General features: G+C 34.1%; 13 protein-coding genes. 6 read left to right on the plus strand and 7 right to left on the minus strand.

Annotated features, from left to right (window positions below):
- Nucleotides 1-281 precede the first annotated feature (281 nt).
- Both EV144_RS22665 and EV144_RS22670 read right to left on the minus strand, forming a co-directional pair.
- Nucleotides 282-1,820 (minus strand): glycine--tRNA ligase, encoded by a 1,539-nt coding sequence (locus EV144_RS22665; protein WP_134151416.1) that lies wholly within the window; start codon nt 1,818-1,820, stop codon nt 282-284.
- A 172-nt stretch (nt 1,821-1,992) separates the two neighbouring features.
- A complete protein-coding gene (locus EV144_RS22670) occupies nt 1,993-3,420 on the minus strand; it encodes a T9SS type A sorting domain-containing protein (protein WP_166670623.1) in 1,428 nt (475 codons plus the stop codon).
- Nucleotides 3,421-3,598: 178 nt separating this feature from the next.
- Here EV144_RS22670 and EV144_RS22675 point away from each other — a divergent pair, with 178 nt between their 5' ends.
- A complete protein-coding gene (locus tag EV144_RS22675) occupies nt 3,599-4,279 on the plus strand; it encodes a ComF family protein (protein WP_243854732.1) in 681 nt (226 codons plus the stop codon).
- A gap of 6 nt (nt 4,280-4,285) precedes the next feature.
- Here EV144_RS22675 and EV144_RS22680 read toward each other — a convergent pair whose 3' ends face one another.
- On the minus strand, nt 4,286-6,979 hold the full coding sequence (locus EV144_RS22680; protein WP_134151418.1) for a reprolysin-like metallopeptidase: 2,694 nt from the start codon (nt 6,977-6,979) through the stop codon (nt 4,286-4,288).
- A gap of 194 nt (nt 6,980-7,173) precedes the next feature.
- On the opposite strand from EV144_RS22680, the gene EV144_RS22685 reads away from it, so the two are divergent.
- From EV144_RS22685 to EV144_RS22700, 4 genes are all read left to right on the plus strand, one after another.
- Nucleotides 7,174-8,103, plus strand: a complete 930-nt coding sequence (locus tag EV144_RS22685) for a bifunctional riboflavin kinase/FAD synthetase (protein ID WP_134151419.1) — start codon at nt 7,174-7,176, stop codon at nt 8,101-8,103.
- A gap of 119 nt (nt 8,104-8,222) precedes the next feature.
- Nucleotides 8,223-8,660 (plus strand): hypothetical protein, encoded by a 438-nt coding sequence (locus tag EV144_RS22690; protein ID WP_134151420.1) that lies wholly within the window; start codon nt 8,223-8,225, stop codon nt 8,658-8,660.
- Between the two features lie 171 nt (nt 8,661-8,831).
- Nucleotides 8,832-9,920: a biotin synthase BioB gene (gene bioB / locus EV144_RS22695; protein WP_134151421.1), complete on the plus strand. Its 1,089-nt coding sequence runs from the start codon at nt 8,832-8,834 to the stop codon at nt 9,918-9,920.
- An 82-nt stretch (nt 9,921-10,002) separates the two neighbouring features.
- The gene (locus EV144_RS22700) at nt 10,003-10,875 is read left to right on the plus strand and encodes a cupin-like domain-containing protein (protein WP_134151422.1); all 873 of its coding nucleotides are present in this window, start codon (nt 10,003-10,005) and stop codon (nt 10,873-10,875) included.
- 56 nt (nt 10,876-10,931) lie between these two features.
- Here the strand turns inward: EV144_RS22700 and EV144_RS22705 are convergent, their stop codons facing one another.
- Nucleotides 10,932-11,810 (minus strand): T9SS sorting signal type C domain-containing protein, encoded by an 879-nt coding sequence (locus EV144_RS22705; protein WP_134151423.1) that lies wholly within the window; start codon nt 11,808-11,810, stop codon nt 10,932-10,934.
- 468 nt (nt 11,811-12,278) lie between these two features.
- Nucleotides 12,279-17,900: a T9SS sorting signal type C domain-containing protein gene (locus EV144_RS22710; protein ID WP_134151424.1), complete on the minus strand. Its 5,622-nt coding sequence runs from the start codon at nt 17,898-17,900 to the stop codon at nt 12,279-12,281.
- A 92-nt stretch (nt 17,901-17,992) separates the two neighbouring features.
- Here EV144_RS22710 and EV144_RS22715 point away from each other — a divergent pair, with 92 nt between their 5' ends.
- The gene (locus EV144_RS22715; protein WP_134151425.1) at nt 17,993-18,256 is read left to right on the plus strand and encodes a hypothetical protein; all 264 of its coding nucleotides are present in this window, start codon (nt 17,993-17,995) and stop codon (nt 18,254-18,256) included.
- Nucleotides 18,257-18,613: 357 nt separating this feature from the next.
- Here the strand turns inward: EV144_RS22715 and EV144_RS22720 are convergent, their stop codons facing one another.
- Nucleotides 18,614-22,498 (minus strand): T9SS sorting signal type C domain-containing protein, encoded by a 3,885-nt coding sequence (locus EV144_RS22720; RefSeq protein WP_134151426.1) that lies wholly within the window; start codon nt 22,496-22,498, stop codon nt 18,614-18,616.
- 162 nt (nt 22,499-22,660) lie between these two features.
- On the minus strand, nt 22,661-23,191 hold a 531-nt coding region (locus EV144_RS22725; RefSeq protein WP_134151427.1), incomplete at its 5' end, for a T9SS sorting signal type C domain-containing protein.

Raw genomic sequence — 23,191 nt, forward strand, 5'->3', positions numbered from 1 at the left:
TTCCTGATTTATCGTTTCAACAATTATTTTTCTACATAATCTTCACACAAATTGCTAGTGGTACTATAAATTCTTGTAAAAAATTTGTTTTATGAATTAATCCGCAATTAAATTTACGAATTTTGATTTTTTAATCATTTCATTGTTAATACATTATATATAAATGTTAATATATACCGATGAACTGCAAAAATCTCCGATAAAGTACATAATATAAAATTAAAAATCCCAAACTCCAGTAAGGAATTTGGGACTTTTTATAAGTATAATATTTTAGAAAATTACATTTTCATTAACCAGTTTTTCATCGAAACTTCGTTTTCAATAATATCTCTTAATTCAGAGATTTTAACGCGGTCTTGTTTCATTGTATCCCTATGACGAATTGTTACTGTTTCGTCTTCAAGAGTCTGATGATCTACTGTAATACAGAACGGAGTTCCAAGAGCATCTTGTCTTCTGTAACGGCGTCCAACTGCATCTTTTTCATCATAAGCTACATTGAAATCCCATTTCAAATCTTCAATGATTTTTTGAGAAAGTTCTGGAAGACCATCTCTTTTAATTAATGGTAAAACAGCTGCTTTTGTTGGCGCTAAAACTGCAGGCAGTTTTAATACTGTTCTTGTAGAACCGTCTTCTAAAGTTTCTTCTTGTAATGAAGTTGCGAAAACAGCTAAGAACATACGATCTAAACCTACAGAAGTTTCTACTACATAAGGCACATAATTTTCATTCAATTCCGGATCAAAATATTGTAGTTTTCTTCCTGAATGTTTTTCATGTGCTTTTAAGTCAAAATCTGTACGAGAGTGAATTCCTTCTAGTTCTTTGAAACCGAATGGAAAATTAAACTCAATATCTGCTGCAGCATTTGCGTAATGCGCTAATTTTTCGTGATCGTGAAAACGGTAATTCTCTTTTCCTAATCCTAAGGACAAGTGCCAGTTTAAACGTGCTTCTTTCCAGTAGTGATACCATTGCATTTCTTCTCCCGGACGTACAAAAAACTGCATTTCCATTTGTTCAAATTCACGCATACGGAAAATGAATTGTCTTGCAACAATTTCGTTTCTGAACGCTTTACCCGTTTGAGCAATTCCAAAAGGAACTTTCATACGACCCGATTTCTGAACGTTTAAAAAGTTTACGAAAATACCCTGCGCTGTTTCCGGACGTAAATATAAATCCATAGCAGATTCTGCAGAAGCTCCCAGTTTTGTTCCGAACATTAGGTTGAATTGCTTAACGTCTGTCCAGTTTTTAGAACCAGTTTCAGGATCAGCAATTCCTAATTCTTCGATTAAAGCTTTTACATCCTGAAGATCTTCACTCATACCTTTTGCAAGTCTTTCACGAATTTCTCTTTCTTTTGCAAGATATTCTACAACACGAGTATTAGTTGTAATAAATTCCTGTTCATTAAAAGCATCTCCGAAACGAGCTCTAGCTTTTTCGATTTCTTTTTTAGCTTTCTTATTAATGGTTTCAGCATAATCTTCAACCAAAACGTCAGCTCTATATCTTTTTTTCGAATCTTTATTGTCAATTAATGGATCATTGAAAGCATCAACGTGGCCTGAAGCTTTCCAAGTTGTTGGATGCATCAATATTGCAGCATCAAGGCCGACAATATTCTCATTCATCTGAACCATTGATTTCCACCAATATTCACGGATATTCTTTTTTAATTCGACACCATTTTGTGCATAATCATAGACAGCACTTAATCCGTCGTAAACTTCGCTTGACGGAAAAATAAATCCGTACTCTTTTGCGTGCGAAACCACATTCTTAAATAAATCTTCTTGTTTTGCCATAGTGATGCAAAAATATAAAAAGTACGTTTAAAAAAAAGGAAATCAGATAAGATTGAAGTCCTTTTTTGGTGATTTTTATTAATAAATATCTTTTTTGATGATTCTAAATGAAATCATTCCATTTTTTTCTTAAATATCCTATGTCGCCAAACTTATTTACAATCTAAAACAATTATTTTTTTATCAGTTTAAAACTATACACTTTTTCTTTTCCAGAAATGGTAAGAATATAAAAACCCGAAAAAAGTCTGGAAACATCAATAGTTTTATTGGATGAAATTCCTTGAAGCATCATTTTGGATTCTACAGTAAAAACTTCAAATTTAAAATCTTCATTAGGAAAATTAAAAACCTCAACAGCATTTTCAGCTGGATTTGGCGCAATATAAGGCAGGTCTTTAAATGCTGTTTCTATTCCTTTTTTATTGCTTGATGATGTACCACAAGCATTGTTTATATAGCTTTCTAATTCTTTATTAAAATATTTTTTTTCATAACCTAATGTTCTTGATTTCTGAAAATATTCGCACGCTTTTTCCTTTTCATTCAAATCATAATAGATAATTCCTAAATATTTATGTGCAACAGAATTTTTAGGATTAATTTTTATAGCTTCTTTTAAATCAGCAATTCCCAAATCCGTTTTCCCTAATTTATGATACGCAAGTCCTCTTATTGTTCTTAAATCACTTTCTTCGTTTCCATATCCGTTTTCATAAAGATTAGCTTCGTTTTCAAAAGCTATATTTATATTTTCTGCTGCTTTCTCATATTGATCGAGTTCCAGATAACTATATCCTAAAACCCAATGTGCAAAATTATGGCTGGGAATCTTTTTTACCACTTCGTTTAAATAATAAATTCCTAACCGATAGTCGTGAACTTCTGTAGCCAGATAAGCACCTAAGTTAAAATAATGTCTCGTTTCTGTCGGGTCGGTTTGAATCGCCATTAATTTGTAATTAATGCTCGCATTATCATTCTCGAATCTGGAATAAATAGTAGAAAGCCTGCTGTAAATCTCTGCTAAATCTTTGTTTAAAGAAGGAAACTTTTTTGCTTCGCTTGGATTTGATTTGATGTTTTCTAACTGACTTTTAAATCCTAAAAAATCAAATTCTGCCAATACATTATCTTCAAGATATAATCTTGCAGCTGCTCTTCCATAGAGTAATCCAAAATTATTGGGATCTAACTTTAGTAATTCATTGTTGTTTATAATTGTATTGTAGTTCTCTTCGACTTTGGCTTTATTCTTTAGATTGTCCTCTTTGAAGTAATCTGTTCTTTTGATCAAAACATTCTTTTTATACAACCAGATCGTTTTTAATTTTCCGTCACTTGAGAACTTTTGGCAAAGACCATCTATCCAATTATTTTCATCAAAATAAAATCTTTCGTCTAATCCGCCAACAATATGATAGGTTTTAAGACTATCCAACATTTTATCTGCTCCAAAATAAAACTCTTTTGCTACTAGTCCGTTTTTAAAAAAAGATCTGTTTACAGTTCCTTTTTTCTGAGCTAATGTTTGAGTTTGAAAAATTGAAAAAATAATTACTGCCAAAATTATGCAGTTGCTTTGGTAGATTTTCTTCATGTAAAGACTGATTTTAAATTGATTCATAAAAACAATTTTCTTAGCTAAGTTTCAAATCTTAAATCAAAAAAGTCGTTTCTTGTAAAAATATTTTTATTAAAATTAATATTTCAATTATATTTAATCAAAAGTCAATAGTATTTTATCTTTTATAATCAAGCCTAATTTATTTTTAATGCTGTTTAATTATCTTATCAACTTGTTTTTCCCGAAAGTCTGCGCCGGATGTAGAACCATTTTAATGACTAACGAAACTGTTTTTTGTACCAATTGTCGTCACGAAATGCCTCTTACCCAATATTATTTAGATAAAGACAATCAGGCTGTAAAAAAGTTTTATGGAAGAATTGAGATGCAGCATGCTTCTGCATTTTTATATTTTAACAAAAAAGGAATGGTTCAGGAAATCATTCATAATTTAAAATATAAAGGTCATGAAGAAATCGGAACTGTTTTAGGAAATTGGCATGCCGAAGATTTGAAAGAATTAAAACTGGAAAATCCTTTTGATATCATAATTCCTGTTCCTCTACATAAAAAGAAGTTTAAAGAAAGAGGTTATAATCAGGTTACTACTTTTGCAGAAGCATTGTCTGAAAATTTAAATATTCCATACGATACTAATGTTTTGTATCGAAAGAAGTATTCTAAAACCCAGTCCAAGAAAAATCTTTTGGGAAGATCTGAAAACATTGAAAGTCTTTTTGATGTTCACTTTACAGAAGAAAATCATCAAAAACATTTTCTAATTGTTGATGATGTGCTTACAACAGGCGCTACAATAGAAGCCTGCGCAAGGGCATTACTAAAAATTCCCGGTGCAAAAATCAGTGTTATCTGTATGGCGATTGCCAATTAAGTTTTTTTAATTGACAATAATTTTCTTTACTGTTCTTCTGTTTCCATCAATCACAGTTACCAGATAAAGTCCCGGAGAAACATTTGGTAATTGAATATTTTGGTTAAAATCGCCTGTGGTTTCAAACGTATTATCATACACTTTTTTGCCCAAAATATCGTGTACCAGAATTTTTACCCCATCTGGAGATTCACTTTGAAATTGAACCATAAAACTTCCTTTGTTTGGATTTGGATAGAGTGCAAAATTCAAACTTTCGACATCGTTTGTTCCTAAGGTATATGTACTATTACAAATATTTATAGAGGCAGAATTTATGTTTCCAAACATACCGTTAACATTATCACGAACTCTAAGAGTCCAGGTTCCTACCGAATTTTGACCATTAAAAGCACTTAACAAATCAACTGGTACAACAATTTGATCTGTTGTTTTACTACAGTCGATCCCAGTTCCAGAATCATCAAATTGAATTGACAAAGTCGAATTATTGCTACAACCTCGATTATACAAACGCACCATCGTTCCTTGCGGGTTCGTAATTTGAATTTCGACATCTGACAATCTTGTGTGATTAAAATTTACAGAAACATTTACATCAGATATTGTTCCTGCGGATGCTGGCACTAAAACACTTCTTGTTGTAAAAGTTGAAGTATTTGTATATGGAATAGGAAAAGCCCCAAAACTATACGAAGAGCAAGTTGTTGCAACTGTATAACCTATAGAAAATGGCTTGCTGTTTAGAGCATAATAAATATTGCCCGTTGGCTCTATTAAAACTCTGCAATTTGTAGACGATGCAACACCGTAAGGAATTGTAACAGTTTCTGAACCGTCATTTGGTGTATTAGAAGCTAAAATTGTTGGAAATGTCAAACCTCCATCGGTTGATAATTTAATATTCACGCTTGAAGATCCTTGCAATGTATTTGTATTGTTTACGCCCCAGGTTATGTTTTGAGTTGATCCTTGCTGCCAGCTTACATTATCACCATTTTGAGAAGTTACTACAAATGGTCCAGCAGACGCAGTTACAGTTACAACCATAGCATCTGTAAAGGTTTGAGCCGTTCCTAAAGTTGCATTATCTCTTCCCGTTAAGGTAAAATTCATCGTTTTTGCTATTGAAGAAACAGATTCCCAACTTGTCGTTAATTGATTTTGAATCACAAAATTTAAACTTGGCATATATCGAACTGGAGAAAGTGAAGGCGCTATAGACCTAAACATTGGCCCGTTTGGTTTTGTTGCATAAGCCAAACTGTTTGAATCAAAAGTTGATGTTGCATTATCCAACTGCTCCCAAGTATAGGTTATCGTGTCACCTTCAGGATCTGAACCTGTTCCCGTTAAAACAAATGGAGTACTTATAGGAATTGTATAATCCAAGCCTGCATCTATGGCCGGCGGATTGTTGAATATTGGTATATTAATCGGGCATGATTTTCCGGCGAGATTATTCTGAATCTGCATAATACTTGCGTATGCAAAATAATCATCTGAAAAATTCTGAATATCATATCCTTTACTAACACCAGCATAGGCCATAATTGTAGAACCGCTTCCCGGTTCATAAGCACTTCCGTTTCCTTCGCTTTTAAAGGAGAACGTATGATATCCTCCTAATTGATGTCCCATTTCGTGAGCAACAAAATCAATATCAAAAGAATCTCCTTGCGGTGAACCACTTGGTGATGTGTATGCACTTCCTTTTCCAATAACATCTGAAGGTGTAGGACTAACACAAACACAGCCAATACAACCGGCATTCCCGCCTCCGCCAGAAGCTCCAAACAAATGACCAATATCATAATTTGCTTCTCCTATTGTGGCTGTTAAATTGCTTTGAAGTTCTTTGCTCCAATAATCATTACCATCGCTTGTATCAGTAGTTGGTCCTTTTGTATCATCAGAATAAGGATCTGTTACGGCATTGGTATAAATAAGAACATCATTATTTGCAATCAAAATAAGTTTCACAGAAAGGTCTTTGTCAAAAACTCCATTTACTCTGGTTAATGAAGCGTTCATTCCTGCGAGCGCACCTGCTTTGGTTCCTCCAAAATAAGTCGTATATTCGCTTGTACAGGATAATGCCAGACGAAGTGTTTTTAAAGTTTTGGCGTTTGATGCTGGTTTCGCAGTCTTTGCCGTACTGCTATTATTCAAAACCAAATCGTTTGTTTTACAGTCCAAACGCATTTTTGAAGTAATGGAATCTTTACCAGAAAACAATACATATTCTGATTTATCTTCTGGGTTTTGTTCGATAAATTCTGATGGTTTCTCTGGACGAAATACCATAGTCTGCATTCCGATTGGTGCTACACTAAAATAAATTTTGGCGGCTTTATCATCTAAACCTCTTCCTTGATAGGATCTGATTTCGGGATATTTAGCTTGTAATTCGGGATCAAAATTAGAAGATTCCCAAACGGAAAATCGCTCTAAAATGCCATCTGCATTCGGAATTGTAATTTCTACAGCAGTGCTTTTTGCTGTGCTACTCTTAGTTACAGCAAGCTTTGATGTAAGAAAATCAGAGTTTAATTTATAATATTTTTTTTCTGAATCTGTAGCATTTGTACTTTTTCTAAGAGCAGAAACTGCGCTTACTTTTTGCCATAAATCATCGCTTTGAGCATGAATGTTAGCACAATAAAAAATCAGTAAAGCGAAAAGTAATAGTTTTTTCATACTCTTGGGGATTAAACATCAAAATTAAAATAATTAAATGAATTTCTTACATTATATACGACGATTAGTGGTTTTTTATCGACCAGTACGTCAATTTTGACAAAAAGAGACGGAATACCAACAAAAATCAATTAGGTTACGCATTAAATATAATACAGAATAGTATAAATTTGCAGCATCTTAAATTATTTGTTTTGAAGCTCTTTCATTCTATAAACGATTTTCAGTCAACCAAGAAAACAATTTTAACTCTTGGTACTTTTGACGGTGTACATATTGGTCATAAAAAAATTCTGGAACGAATTACTCAAAATACTGAAAACGGAAAATATGAAAGTTTAGTACTTACTTTTTTTCCGCATCCGCGAATGGTGCTTCAGGAAAAATCAGAAATTAAACTCTTAAATACGATTTCTGAAAAAACAAAACTTCTGGAAGAAACCGGCATCGAAAACCTTGTTGTTCATCCGTTTAGCGAAAGTTTTTCCAGATTGACTGCCGAAGAATTTGTACATTCTATTTTAGTGGATCAATTTCATATTCAAAAAATAATTATTGGTCATGATCACCGTTTTGGAAGAAACAGAACAGCAGATATTAATGACTTAATTGCTTTTGGAGCAGAATATGGTTTTGAAGTAGAACAAATTTCTGCTCAGGAAATTCAGGATGTTTCTGTAAGTTCAACCAAAATCAGAAAGGCTTTGCAAGAAGGCAATATGACTTTGGCAAATGAATATTTAGGCTACAATTTCTTTTTAACGGGCGAGGTTGTAAAAGGAAAACAATTAGGTAGAACAATTGGTTTTCCGACAGCAAACATTCAAATTGAAGAAGACTACAAGTTAATTCCGAAAAATGGTGTTTATGCGGTCAAAACAATTATCGATCAAAAAGAGGTTTTTGGTATGATGAATATTGGTTTTAACCCAACTGTAAACGGAGAAAAACAAACTATAGAAGTGCATCTTTTTGATTTTGATGCTGACATTTACGGTCAAAAAATTGAGGTTTCATTATTACATTATCTTCGCGAAGAGCAAAAATTTGGCTCGGTTGATTTGCTCAAAGCGCAGTTAAATCAGGACAAGATAAATGCTTCTAATTTGCTAGGCCAACTTTAGTATTATTACCACAATTCTTTTTGGTATTTTTTAAATCATCGTAGTTATTTTTTTAGTAAATTTGATACAGGACTCTGTTTTTCAAATATTTACTATTAACTTCTTTAAAAATAACCACTATGAAATTACCTAAAGAAATTACCAACGGTTTTTTGATTTTCCTCGGAATTGGCATTTATTTTTTATTGATGAATGTATTAGGTCTTGCAGACTTGTTTTATTTACGTACCCTAAATGTTTTCTTTATTTTTTATGGTGTAAACAAAACAATGCGAATGAACCTTCACGAAGGTGAAACCAATTTTGTATCAAACGCTGTTTCTGCTATGGCTACTTCGGTAGTTGGTGTAGCGATGAGTGTTTTCGGATTATTAGTTTATAGTTATATACGAGGCGGAGATGCGTACGTAAGAACTCTTTCTGAAACTTTTATGTTTGGCGGAAATCCTTCGGTACCAACTTACTGTATCTGTTTATTATTTGAAGGACTTGCTTCGTCGGTAATTGTTACCCTTATGATGATGCTGTACTGGAATAACAAATATGTCGCCGATTAATATTTCAAAATAAAACAATCATTTTTGCACTCTAAAATCATAAAAAACTATAATTCTATGATTTTAGAGTGTTTCTTTTTTAAAAATAACCAACAAATATTCATTTACAGCAATCAGCATTGTTGATTAGAACAATTTAATTACTTTTGAAGCTTCAAAAACAATGTATCAATGAGCATTACAAAACACAACTGGACAAAAGACGAAATAATCGCAATATATAATAAACCTATGATGGATCTGCTTTTTGAAGCAGCAACAATTCATAGACAAAATCACGACCCGAACGTAGTTCAGGTTTCTACATTATTATCCATAAAAACAGGAGGTTGTCCTGAAGATTGTGGTTACTGCCCGCAAGCTGCACGTTATAACACAGGAGTTGAAGGAAATGATCTAATGAGTGTTTCTCAGGTAAAAGCTCAGGCTTTGCGTGCTAAATCAAGCGGATCTTCTCGTGTTTGTATGGGAGCTGCATGGAGAAACGTAAAAGATGGTGAAGAATTTGATCAGGTTTTAGAAATGGTTCGTACCATTAATAAACTAGACATGGAAGTTTGCTGTACTTTGGGTATGATTACCGAAAATCAGGCGCAGCGTTTGGCAGAAGCAGGTTTATATGCTTACAATCACAATTTAGATACTTCTGAAGATTATTATAAAGATGTAATTTCTACCCGTGCTTTTGAAGACCGTCTAGAAACTATCGAAAATGTTCGTAAAACGAATGTTACAGTTTGCAGCGGTGGAATTATCGGAATGGGAGAAAGTATTGAGGACAGAGCCGGAATGCTTGTTGCTCTTTCTACATTAAACCCACAGCCAGAATCGGTGCCAATTAATGCTTTAGTTGCTGTAGAAGGAACTCCGATGGAAGATGAAAAACCAGTTGAAATCTGGGAAATGATTCGTATGGTTGCTACTACAAGAATCGTTATGCCAGACACACAAGTGCGTTTGTCTGCAGGAAGAACAAATATGAGCCGCGAAGGACAAGCAATGTGCTTCTTTGCTGGTGCAAACTCTATTTTTGCCGGAGACAAGTTACTTACAACTCCAAATCCGGATGTTCACGAAGACATGAAGATGTTTGAGTTATTAGGATTAAATCCACAAAAACCGTTTACTAAAGTTTCGCAGCCAAAAACTGTTGAAGCAGAAGATTCTCAATTTGCTCCATTAGGTGAAAAACCAAAATGGTCAAGACCAGGACATACTATTGAAAGAAATCTTGAAGCTTCGATCAAAGCAAAAATTTAATCGAAAGAGTTCATAAATTTCGTCTAAAATCATTAAATTGCTTGTAACTATCTGGTTATAAGCAATTTTTTTATTATTAAAGATGAAATTAAAACAAATCGAAAGGGTAAAAAAAATCTCTAAAGCTGATTTTATTACTCAATATGTCAAAAATCAAATTCCGGTTGTCATCGAACAACTGACTGAAGATTGGCCTGCATACAGCAAATGGAAGTTATCGTACATGAAAGAAATCGCAGGTGACGCGATTGTGCCGCTTTATGATAATAGACCTGTAAATCATGAAGATGGTTTTAATGAAGCGCATACTAAAATGAAAATGAGCGACTACATTAATCTATTAGAAGAAAAACCGACCAATTACCGCATCTTTCTTTATAATTTGATGAAAGAGGTGCCTACGCTGAAAAACGACTTCTTATGGCCAGATATTGGCCTAAAATTAGTTAAGCAATTACCTATGCTGTTTTTTGGAGGACAAAACTCCAGAGTTTTTATGCATTATGATATTGATTACTCTAATATTCTGCATTTTCATTTTCATGGAGAAAAACAATGCATGCTTTTTGCGCCGGATCAATCGAAGTTTATGTACAAAGTGCCACATGCTTTAATTTCGAGGGAAGACATTGATTTTGATGATCCTGATTATGAAAAATTTCCTGCGTTAAAAAATGCCGAGGGATTTATTACCAATCTTAAGCATGGCGAAATGCTGTATATGCCAGAAGGTTATTGGCATTATATGAAATATCTAACACCCGGATTTTCGATGAGCCTGAGGTCTTTTCCTAAAAACATTACCAATTTATCAAAAGCAGCCTATAATGTTCTTATCATGCGTTATTTTGATATTATGATGCGAAAATTTAAAGGTCAGAAATGGATTGATTATAAAAACGAGAGGGCGATTCTAAATACAAATCATAATTTGCAAAAGACTTTTGGAAACTAAAACAAAAAAGCAGCTGTAAAAAATTTTACAGCTGCTTTTTTATTGTTCGAATATTTTTAGAACATGATTTTTGTGGTGGAGGTGTAATCGTTTTCTAATGTTGCTTTTACTAATAAAATCTGATTTGCTGATTGAATGTTTGAGATTTCTAATTGGTTTGATCCTATTTCTTTTTCATTATAAAGTACTTTTCCAGTAATATCATAAATGACAACTTCATTAAGACTTTCGGTATCAGGAATTGATGCAAGCCTGATAATTTTATCTTTTACAGAAACGATAACATTGTTTTTGATATTTTCAAAATCATGAGTTCCTAAAGATTTACCGTAGCTTAATACAAAGCGATCGTCAAAAGTTCCTTTTGTAGTGCTAAATGTCAAATCACCAGCTTTTAGATCTTGCACAATACCCGTTTTTGTATCTGCTAATAAAATAGGATGATTGTCCAAATCTCCATCTGTATGGTCTATTGCGATGGTCAGTTCTCCAACAATTTCCGATTTATATCCTAAGGGAACAACATCCGAATCAGTAAATGGCACCGCACGACCCTGAATGATGAGTTTTTTACCGTCGTTAATACTATAAAAATTAATGTATTTATTTGCGTCGGGAGCTAATCCATCATAGTTATTATCCCAGCCATTTGTTGCGCCTGTTATATAACCAATCAGCAATTGCTTAAAAGCACCTTGTGTGTTGCTTAGATTAAGCCATACACGATGTTTTTCAATAGTCGCTTTTGTATTGGCTGTTTTATGATTCTCACTGTCCGCAGTAACACCTATTGCATAACTCTCTGTCGCTCCGGTAAAATTTGAAGTATTGGTTGGTGTAAGTGGCTGCTGAGCGAATAAAGAAGAACAAATAAAAAGCAGGCAGTATCTAAAAAAATGTAGAAAAACCTGCAATGAAAGTAAAGTTTTTTTCATTTTGCATTAATTAAGTTGATTAAAAAAATTTAGATTAAACTCAAATTAGAAGCTGAAAACCTAAATATCTTTAAAATAGGAAGTCGAAAAAGCAACCCACATTTCATAAAGAAACATGGAAAGAGATTTGTACTTCTTACTTGTTTAAGAGATTTAAATTTTACAAATAAATATTGGCGTATAAATAAGGAGCGAATATTTGATTTAGCTTACTGAAAAACAACTTCAGGAAGCAACTTACATAAAATGGCTTTTAAATGTTTTTATCGGTTTTTTGTGCACTTAGTCGATAACATTACTAACTAAGGTACAAAAATTTTTACAATACATCATTTAATTTTAACCTAACTTCAAAGACTTTAACACAAAAAACGTAAAAGACACACTTACAAAAAAAGGATGTTAAAACAGTGCTATACTAATCTATTCTAAATCAGCAATTAACACTAACCTTCAAAATCTTAATTTTTAATAGAAAATAATTTTTTTACTGATTGCTTCTCCGTTTTCTAAAATCACTTTTACTACTAAAACTTGATTACTTGATTTAAGGTCTGTTATTTCTAATTTGTTAGTTCCTATTTTCTTTTTATTATAAACCTCTTTCCCTGAAATATCAAAAATTATAACTTCACTAAGATTTTCTGTGTTTGAATTTGATTCAACTTTTATGACTTTATTTTTAACAGAAATAAGGATATTATTTTGATCATTTTCAAAATCGTCTGTTCCTAATGTTTTACCGTAACGCAATACAAAACGATCATCAAAAGTGCCAATTGCTGTTGTGAACTTATAATTACCGGTTTGCAAATCTTGTACCAGGCCAGTCTTTTTATCTTCTAAATAAATGGCACGATTACTTAAATCTCCATCGGTGTGATCAATAGCTATGGTAAAATCTCCTGCAATTGCCGATCTATATCCTAATGGAATATTATCTGAATCATCAAAAGGTACTAAACGGCCTTGTATCGCGAGTTTCTTTTCTTCATTAATACTATAAAAATCAACGTATTTGTTTCCGTCTAAAGTTTCACCATCATAATTATTATCCCAAGTATTTGTTGCGCCTGTAACATACCCTATTAATATTTGTTTGAAAGCTCCCTGTGTATTCGTAAAATTGACCCAGACGCGATGTTTTTCAATATTAGCATCAACATTCGCATTTTTGTAAAACTGACTGTTATTACCTGATATTCGCATAGAATTGGTAAAAATTGCATTTGAAGCTGTTTTGGATTTTACAAAAAATGCCTGACCTGCTGCAATATAACCGAGTGGCGGACTTTGATTGCCTGGTGATGTTGCTCCTGTTCCTACTAATCCTGTAAGCGCTATTGTTCCGGTTAAGTTATAAATAGCAAAATCTTCAGCATCATTATAATTGATTGTGCTGTTTCCAGGGTAAGAGGCACTAGGCATTGAATTATGTGTCCAGAAATACAAAGTACCATACAAATTGGCTTGATTATCTACTATAAACTGATTGGCATAAACTGCTGATGGGTAAGGATTTCCGAGTAATTGCCACTTATCTAGTCCTCCTAAAGGAATAGAAACTGGTCCATTATTAGGAACTCCAATAAACAAACCATAAAAAGGTGCCGGAGTATTTATGTCATATGTTTGAGGAGCCCTGATATTATATCCATATCCTTTTACCATTTCTTCAGATCCATTATACACTATTATCCAGTCCACTATTGGATCATATTTATAATATTTATCTCCTAAAGTACCCGGCGATAAATCACGCAGTTTAAATATAGGATTACGTGTAACTGGTGAAGACCAATAAGTAAGGTCATAGCGTCGAAGAGAAGGAGCTGTTCTTTTATAAAAAATATTTCCTGTATTAACGGCATTAGAAGTTTGAACTAAGCTTGCATCGTTTTCAAAAATTAATGTACCTCCATTATTACTTACAGAATTTGAAATTGTCAATGTATGGTTTGGATTTACTGTAACTGTTACGCCAGAATTTACCACGCAGGAACAACCAACTAAACTTCCTGTTGTGGTATAATTTCCGGCAAATACAATAGCATCAGAATTTGTTGGCGGACTACCTGTTGACCAAGTAGAGCCATTCCAAGTATTAGTAGATGGGGGACTAATAACAACTCCGGAAGTTGGCAATGAAGGACAATTTGTACCGTCGCGTACTGTAAAAGTATAGGTTCCTGTTGCTAAATTCTGTACGAGATAACTAGTTCCTGTTCCTGTATAGGTATTAGAAAATGTTCCGCTTTGAGTAATGGTCCATGTTATTGAAGGAATTAAACCGGTTAACATAACACTTCCAGTTGCAGAAACACAGTTTGTTTGTGTTGTGGCTCCGGGAACTGGTGTTGCCGGCAAAGGATTAACAACGACATTAAAATTTGAAGAACTTGACGATATACATCCATTAGCATTGCTAACGGTTAGTGTACCAATATAAGTTCCTACCGCACTTCCTGCTGGCACATCAATAATTATTGGACTGGAGGATAATGCGGCATTTGTAACCGTAACAAAACTATTTGCTGGAACTGAATTCCATACAATACTATAAGTTGTTGGTGCATTTGTTGCTGCAGTATAATTTAATTGTGCAGTTTGAGCGCTGGCACTTGCACAAACTGGTGCAATCGTACCAAGTGTAATGCTTGGAAGAGGATTAACTATTACATTAAAATTGGCATCACTGGATATGCAGCCATTTGCATTATTTACAGTTAATGTTCCTGTATACGTGCCTGCTGGAGTTCCTGCCGGTACATTAATCGTTATTGGACTAGAAGACAAACCAGCATTTGTAACCGTAACAAAACTATTTGCTGGAACCGAATTCCATACAATACTATAAGTTGTTGGTGACGCAATTGGCGCAGTATAATTTAATTGTGTAGTTTGGGCATTAGCACTGCTGCAAACTGGAGCAATTGCTCCAAGTGTAATACTGGCCTGAGGATTAACTACTAGATTAAAATTGGCATCACTAGATACACATCCATTTGCATTACTTACAGTTAATGTTCCTGTATAAGTTCCTGCGTCTGTTCCTGCCGGTATATTAATGGTTATTGGGCTAGTGGATAATCCTGCATTGATAACCGGAGCAAAACTATTTGCTGGAGACGCATTCCATACAATACTATAAGTTGTTGGTGACGCAGTTGCCGCAGTATAATTTAATTGTGCCGTTTGAGCACTGACATTTGCACAAACTGGTGCAATCGTACCAAGTGTAATGCTCGGCAGAGGATTAACTACTACATTAAAATTTGAAGCACTAGATGCGCAGCCATTTCCATTACTTACAGTTAATGTTCCGGTATAGGTTCCCGCTGCTGTTCCTGCCGGTACATCTATTGGTATTGGACTTGACGGTAATCCAGCATTGGTAACCGGAGCAAAACTATTTGCTGGAGACGCATTCCATGTAATACTATAAGTTGTTGGAGAATTTGTTGCTGCCGTATAATTTAATTGTGTAGTTTGAGCGCTGACATTTGTACAAATTGGTGCAAGTGTACCAAGTGTAATACTCGACACAGGATTAACTACTACATTAAAATTTGAAGGAGTGGATGCGCAGCCATTCGCATTATTTACAGTTAATGTTCCTGTATATGTGCCTGCTGGAGTTCCTGCCGGTATGGCTATTGCTATAGGACTAGACGATAATCCGGCATTGGTAACCGGAGCAAAACTATTTGTTGGAGACGCATTCCATGTAATACTATAAGTTGTTGGAGAATTTGTTGCTGCTGTATAATTTAATTGTGTTGTTTGGGCACTGACATTTGTACAAACTGGCACAATCGTACCAAGTGTAATACTCGGCAGAGGATTAACTACTACATTAAAATTTGAAGCACTCGATACGCAGCCATTTCCATTACTTACAGTTAATGTTCCGGCATAGGTTCCTGCTGCTGTTCCTGCCGGTACATTAATGGTTATTGGGCTAGCGGATAATCCTGCATTGGTAACCGCTGCAAAACTATTTGCTGGAGACGCATTCCATGTAATACTATAAGTCGTTGGAGAATTTGTTGCTGCTGTATAATTTAATTGTGTTGTTTGGGCACTGACATTTGTACAAACTGGCACAATCGTACCAAGTGTAATACTCGGCAGAGGATTAACTACTACATTAAAATTCGTTGAACTAGATACACAGCCATTTGCATTTCTTACAGTTAATGCCCCGGTATAAGTTCCTGATGCTGTTCCTGCCGGCACATTAATGGTTATTGGACTAGCGGATAATCCAGCATTTGTAACTGCGACAAAACTATTTGTTGGCGACGCATTCCATGCAATACTATAAGTTGTTGGAGAATTTGTTGCTGCCGTATAATTCAATTGTGTAGTTTGAGCATTGGCATTGGTGCAGACTGACGCAATTGTTCCAAGTGTAATGCTCGGCAGAGGATTAACTACTACATTAAAATTGACAGGGCTTGATATACATCCAGTTGCATTTTTTACTCTTAATGTCCCGGTATATGTTCCTGATGCTGTTCCGGCAGGAACAGCAATTGTTATCTGACTTGGAAGTGACGTATCCGGTACAGCAACAAAACTATTAGTCGGAGATGAAGCCCAAGTAATATTATAAAGTGTTGGTGATGCAACAGCATTTGAATATGTTAATACAGGAGATTGAGCACTCGCACTTACACATAGAGGATTAATTGTGCCAAGCGTAATACTGGGTTGCGTATTTACAGTGACAGTCGTTGCAATTGAATTAAGGACAGAGCAAGTACCGCTTTGAACTACTGCTCTAAATTGTGTAGTAGCTGCCAGTGCACCTGATGTATAAGTTGTTGTAGTATTTGGAATAGTCACCCATGTGGAAGATGGAGCTGTTAATGATTCCCATCTTAATATAGAGCCAACATGTCCACTTAATGTCAAAACAGCACTTGTTGATCCTCCACAAATTGTTGTGCCTCCACTTACTGTTCCTCCTACTGTTACAGGAGCTATTGTCACATCAACAGAATTGTTTGCTGTTATTGGTGAATTACAAACACCTGATTTTAAAGCTGTAATTTTTACATTAATAGTACCTGCTGGCGTTAAGCCTGATACTGTAAATTTTCCTGTACCTGCAGTTGTAACAGTCATCGAAGCTGTTAAGCCAGTTGTTGCTCCTCTAGTGTAAGTAACCGTATAATTTCCCTTAGGTAATCCTCCTGTAGAGGATGTTAAAGTTATTTCAGAAGTTCCGGGTGACAAACAAGCAATTGCTGCTGTAGTAGCTGTAAGGCTATAAGTTGGACATGTATAATCTATAATAACTTGTCCATGAGCTCCATTACCACCAACTTGTGGAGGACCTGTAAAAATCAAAACAGAAGAATTAATTCCTCCACTTCCTCCACCTCCTAGTGTTGCTCCTGGATTACCCGCTTGATTTAATAGTAATAAACTAGTAACACTTGCACCTCCAGCACCGCCACCAGGGCCACCACCTGCTCCACCTGCACCTGTAGAAATACCTAAGCTTAATAATCCAGAAGTACCGTTTCCACCAGATATTCCTGCCGCTTTTGTAGTTCCCACTGAACCCGAAAGTGAACCTCCAGCTCCTCCAAGTGGTATTGTTCCAGTAGAATTTGCTTCTCCTCCTTGCCCACCAAGAGCCAAAATTGAGCTTTCAAAACCTGTAATTGTAGAATTTCCTCCTGCCACACCATTATTTACCGTTCCAGTAGTAGCAAGTCCAACAACAACGCTTAGAGTCGTTCCTGCTACAACCGTAATTTTGCTCGTTGCATAAGCGCCTCCGCCACCTCCAGCTCCAGTTCTTCCGTCTAATATTGGAGCATTACTTGCCCCACCACCAGCCCCGCCAGCTCCCCATGCTTTAACATCCATTTCGATAACTCCGGCTGGAACTTCTACGGTATTTCCAGCAGTAGTAAAGGTATGCTGCTGTGCTGTTAGAGAAGTATAAACAAAAAATAATATTATAAAAATATGAAATTGACCAAACGAAATAGGCTTAAAATTCTGTTTTAGCAGAAAATTGTGTATTAAAGTTGGCGTAGAAATAGGCAGTGAAATTAGATTTTTTTTCATTTTTACAGGCTTTAATAATTGAAAAAATCGGATTCGAACTCAAGTCATAAATTTTTAATTTTTTGAAAAATTGTAAATCTCATGTCATTAAAATGAGCGTACAAAAAGTTGCTCTGACCCTCAGAAAAGAGATTCAGAAAAAAATAAAAATGCTTGTTGCTTATTTAAATTGGGGTTTAAATTTTACAATTGATCTTTGGCATGTAAAAAAAAATAAAGCGAATATTTTAATTAAGGACGTACTAGAACATCCCGAAAAATGGCTTTTAAAATTTGTTTTGTCGACTAAAGGGGGAGTATGTCGATCCAAAACAATAACAAGGTACGATTTTATTTACAATAAAATCAAAGTTTAACATTTAGAAGTGAAATTTAATTATTTCAACAATAATGAGTTCTTTATAAAATAAAAAAACCATCTGCATTATAAACAAATGGCTTTAAGCATTTTATGAAAGAGTAGCTTAAAAAAAATAATTTTCTTATTTACAAATCGCCCATCTTCTAAATGTTACTTTTACCAATAACACCTGATTAGATGATTGTAAATTTGACATCAGTAAATTAGGTGTTTCTCTTTATTTTGTTGCAAATTTTTTTCTACAAAATTCAATACAAATCGATCGTCAAAAATGTCTATCGATGTATTAAAAATATAATTACTTCCTTTTAAATTATAAATATACGGCCGAGTTTATCTTCTAAATAATTTCTTAGAAAATGATCTTTTTATTTTCAACTTTTCCATTCTCCAATATTACTTTTAGTAATAAAATCTGATTTTTAAAAAATCTATTTTCTATAAAAAAACTAGCAGCTTCTATTTTATCTTTTTGATAAATCTGTTTTCCTGAAATATCATAAACTGCAACTTCTTTGAGATTTTCATTATCCGAAGTTATTTTGATGATTTTATCCTTCACAGAAACAAAAACTCCATTATTATGATTTTCTAAATCTGGTATTCCTAATGTTCTTTCTGTAAAGCTGATTTTAAAGCGATCATCAAATGTTCCTATCGCTGTGGAAAAAGTATAATTGCCCGCTGTTAGATCACATATTGTATTATTTGTTTTGTCTTCTAAATACACATGGCTCAAACTCAAATCGCCATCGGCATGATCTATACTAATAATGCATTCGCTTGCAATTGCTGATTTATATCCTAACAATACTACATCTGAATTATTAAAAGGAAGTTCACGTCCTTGAATGACAAGTTTCTTTCCTTCATTGATGCTGTAAAAATCTGCATTCTTGTTTCCATCGATAGATAATCCATCGTAATTATCATCCCAGCTGTTTGTTGCTCCGGCGACATAACCAATCAATATTTGTTTGAAAGTTTCTTTAGCATTAAAATTAAGCCATAACCTATGTTTCTCAATATCCATTTTATGTGTTTGAGCAGTTTTAAAAAACTGGCTGTTTTGACCAGAAACGCGCATAGAATTTGTGAAATTGGCCGTGAGTGCTGTCTTTGATTTAGCAAAAAAGGACTGCGCAGACGCTATATAACCTGACGGTGCATTTTGATTTTCCGAAGTAGGTGCGCTAGTACCTACTAATTCACCAATGTTTACGCTACCCGTTAAATTATAAGACGCAAAATCATCATTGTTGTAATTATATTTTGCATCGCCGGGATAAATAGAGCTTGGCACAGAATTATGTGTCCAAAAATATAGTGTACCGTATATATTGTCCTTATTATCTACTATAAATTGATCTGCATATATAGCAGATGGATATGGATTTCCTAATAATACCCATTTATTCATGCCTCCTAAGGAAATCGAAACGGGGCCATTATTTGGAACTCCGGAAAAAATGCCGTTAAATATACAAGGCGTGTTAATATCAAAAGTTTGAGGTGCTCTGATATTATATCCTATTCCTTTTATCATTTCTTCAGTTCCATTGTAAATTATTATCCATTTATCCTGTATTGGGTCGTATTTATAATATTTATCTCCTAATGTATCTGGCGATAAATCATGCAATGTAAATTTTGGTGTACGTGTAACCGGAGAAGACCAATAGGTAAGGTCATAACGTTTTACTGGTGATGAATTTCTATTATAAATTATATTCCCCGTATTTATGATATCATCATCTGATTGATATAAACTTGATGCATTTTCTAACATCAAAGTTCCTGCACCAGTTAATGCAAATTCGATTCCTAAAATACTACCGCTTAAAAGCGCTACTTTTTTTCCTTCATCAATATCACAACTGCATACATTTGTGGTATTTAAGTCTGCAAAATTATCATTAAAAAAGACTTCCTTACCACCTGATGGATCGCCATTAGACCATGAAGATCCGTTCCAAGATGTAGATTCTAAACATAATTTTAAACGTGCAATTCTATGTTTAGAAATTCCAGAAACCGAATTAAAATTGCCACCTATTATTAATCTATAATTGGATGTAAAGCTCATTGCAAAAAGTTTATTGTTGAGCGGGGCTTTAAAATAAGGATCAAAACTTCCTGTTCTTAACAATCGTATTAATCGTAGTGAGGGTGTGGTTTTATACGTACCTGAAAAAGAGCCTCCAACCAAAATTCGATCGTCTGGCTGTACTAATAAACTTCTCACATCTCCATTGCTGAAACCTATGCCGGAATCAAAATTCGTGTCTAAACTTCCGTTAGTATTTAAACGAAGAATTCTCTTTTGAGAAACTTTATTATATAAGGTAAAAGAGCCTCCTGCAATTATCTTTTGATCTGATTGTAAGGCAAGAGTGTACACATTTTTATCAAAGCCTTCTCCTATTCTAAATCCTGAATCGATACTTCCATCCGAATTTAATCGCACTAATCTAGGAAATGCAATTCCGTTAAAAGTATTAAATCTTCCTCCAATTAAAATTTTACCATCTGGCTGTATTAAAATTGTTTCTATAATGGCATCTGCACCAGTTCCGACATTAAAACTTGGATCTTTTGATCCATCTTGAAGTAATCGCAGTATTCTAACAGTTGACATACCGTTATAAGTACTAAAATCACCAACAGCGATTAACTTCCCATCTGGTTGTATTGCTATTGCATAAACCTGCTTATTGAATCCATTACCAATATTAAAACTATTATCCAAAGATCCATCTGATAAAATTCTGGCAATGCGATTACAATTGACATTATTATAAGTTGTAAAATTTCCAACAAAGACAACCTTTTTGTCTGATTGTAATACCGCTGATTTTATGACATTATTTGCTCCTGTTTTTCCAAAATTGAAAGTATTATCAAGAGTTCCATCTTTTAAAAGCTGTACAATTTTTGGAGCAGGATTTCCATTGAACTTTTTGAAATTACCAAAAACCATTGTCTTTTCATCTTCCAATGACAAAACGCTTAAAACAGAATTATCAAAACCAATTCCGGCTGCCAAATATTCAATATCATGTTCTCCATTTAAATCAACTTTTGCCAAGCGCCCTTGATTTAATCCATCAAAAACAGAAAATGATCCGCCGATGTACCAAGAGCCTTCTACATCATTGGCTAAAGCATAAACAGAAGCAGAGGCTGGTCCAGATCCTAGGTCAAAATCTGGGTTTAATATTCCATTTTGGTTTAAAAAAATTACGCGATTTATATCTGTACCGTTATATTTTCCCGCAGAAGATCCGCCAACCATTATATTACCAGAATTATCAACTTTGATAATATATACTGTACCGGAATTTATAGCTGTTCCTGATAAAAAAGTAAGATCACGAGTACCGTCTTCATTAAGGCGAATTATTCTATTTGCCGTTATTTCGTTAAAAGTTGTAAAACTTCCTCCAAGTATAATTTTGCCGTCTGATTGTACTGCAATTGCATTTACATTATCGTTGCATCCAGTTCCAATATTAAAACTTAAATCGATACTTCCATCAGAATTTAATCTTGCTATCTTGTTAATATCTGTTACTCCAAATTTTGTAAAATTTCCAGCAATTAAAATTTGGCCATTAGGTAAAGCTGCAACACTTGTAATAAGTGCCGTTGTGCCATTGCCGGTACGAAATGAATTGTCTAAAGAACCATCTGGAAGAAGACGTGCAATTCGGTTTACGGTTACATTATTAAATTTTGTAAAACTTCCCACAATTATTATTTTACCATCAGCCTGCATCGAAATGTTTTCTACAATACCGGTAGCTATTCCTATTGAAGTATTGAATGATGAATCATAGGAGCCGTCGGCATTCAATCGAATTAATCCTCCAGCATTTATGCCGTTGTAAGATGTAAAACTGCCACCAACAAGAATTTTTCCGTCAGTCTGTAAATATGTTGCATATACTTTACCATTTAATCCGGTTCCTTTTGTGAAACTTTCGTCAATATTCCCATCGGGGTCCAGTCGTGTGAAATAAGAAGTCGGGATGCCATTAAGACTCAGATAATCGCCTCCAACAATTAAGTTTTCATCTTGCAAAAGTAAAGTTCTAACGGGAGCACTAAAGCCATCACCATTTGATCCGTCATCTAAAGTATTAAAAGTAATATCGATTTTTCCCTGCTGGGCAATAAGTTTGGTTTTAAAAGGCAAAACGATTAGAAGTATAAAGAAAAGAAGTTTTTTAATCAAAATAATAAGTTGTTATAATCTATAAGAATTAACTCAAAATTATTACTATTAATTAAAGCTTGCAATACCCACTTTCGGTGATATTTCAAAAAAAATCCCATTTGTCTTATTTCGACAAATGGGATTTAAAATTATTTTGATATGAACCGAAGTCTCTATTATTTATTTAAAAATGACTTTTTTAGTTGTAGTAAAATCATTTTCAAGCGTAACTTTTACTAATAAAACCTGATTGCTTGACTGCAAATTTGAAATCAGTAATTCAGTGTTTCCAACTTTATTTTTCTCATAAAGGAGTTTTCCAGAAATATCATAAATGGCAACATCTTTTAAAGTTTCTTTTGAAGTTGTTACTTTAATCACTTTCTCTTTTACTGATACTAAAACGAAATTTTCAAGATTTTCAAAATCTCCCGTTCCTAGATTTTTAGAACTATAATGTAAAACAAAACGTTCTGCAAAAGTTCCAATCGCAGTAGCAAAAGTATAATTTCCAGCTGCTAAATCCTGGACTTTGCCTGTTGTTTTATCTTCCAGATAAACAGCATGATCAGCAAATAAACCATCGGCATGATCAATTGCAATTGTAAAATCACCTGCAATAGTAGATTTGTATCCTAACGGAATAGTTTCTGTATCATCAAAGGAAACTGCACGTCCTTGAATGGTTAATTTTCTGGAATCGTTTATCGA

Source organism: Flavobacterium sp. 270 (genome assembly GCF_004368785.1).
Classification (GTDB): domain Bacteria; phylum Bacteroidota; class Bacteroidia; order Flavobacteriales; family Flavobacteriaceae; genus Flavobacterium.

Excerpts from the sequence above, each read along its gene's own strand:
- EV144_RS22715 (WP_134151425.1), top strand. The coding sequence starts at position 17,993 with ATGAGCGTACAAAAAGTTGCTCTGACCCTCAGAAAAGAGATTCAGAAA.
- EV144_RS22710 (WP_134151424.1), bottom strand. The coding sequence starts at position 17,900 with ATGAAAAAAAATCTAATTTCACTGCCTATTTCTACGCCAACTTTAATA.
- bioB (WP_134151421.1), top strand. The coding sequence starts at position 8,832 with ATGAGCATTACAAAACACAACTGGACAAAAGACGAAATAATCGCAATA.
- EV144_RS22680 (WP_134151418.1), bottom strand. The coding sequence starts at position 6,979 with ATGAAAAAACTATTACTTTTCGCTTTACTGATTTTTTATTGTGCTAAC.
- EV144_RS22665 (WP_134151416.1), bottom strand. The coding sequence starts at position 1,820 with ATGGCAAAACAAGAAGATTTATTTAAGAATGTGGTTTCGCACGCAAAA.
- EV144_RS22700 (WP_134151422.1), top strand. The coding sequence starts at position 10,003 with ATGAAATTAAAACAAATCGAAAGGGTAAAAAAAATCTCTAAAGCTGAT.
- EV144_RS22690 (WP_134151420.1), top strand. The coding sequence starts at position 8,223 with ATGAAATTACCTAAAGAAATTACCAACGGTTTTTTGATTTTCCTCGGA.
- EV144_RS22705 (WP_134151423.1), bottom strand. The coding sequence starts at position 11,810 with ATGAAAAAAACTTTACTTTCATTGCAGGTTTTTCTACATTTTTTTAGA.
- EV144_RS22670 (WP_166670623.1), bottom strand. The coding sequence starts at position 3,420 with ATGAAGAAAATCTACCAAAGCAACTGCATAATTTTGGCAGTAATTATT.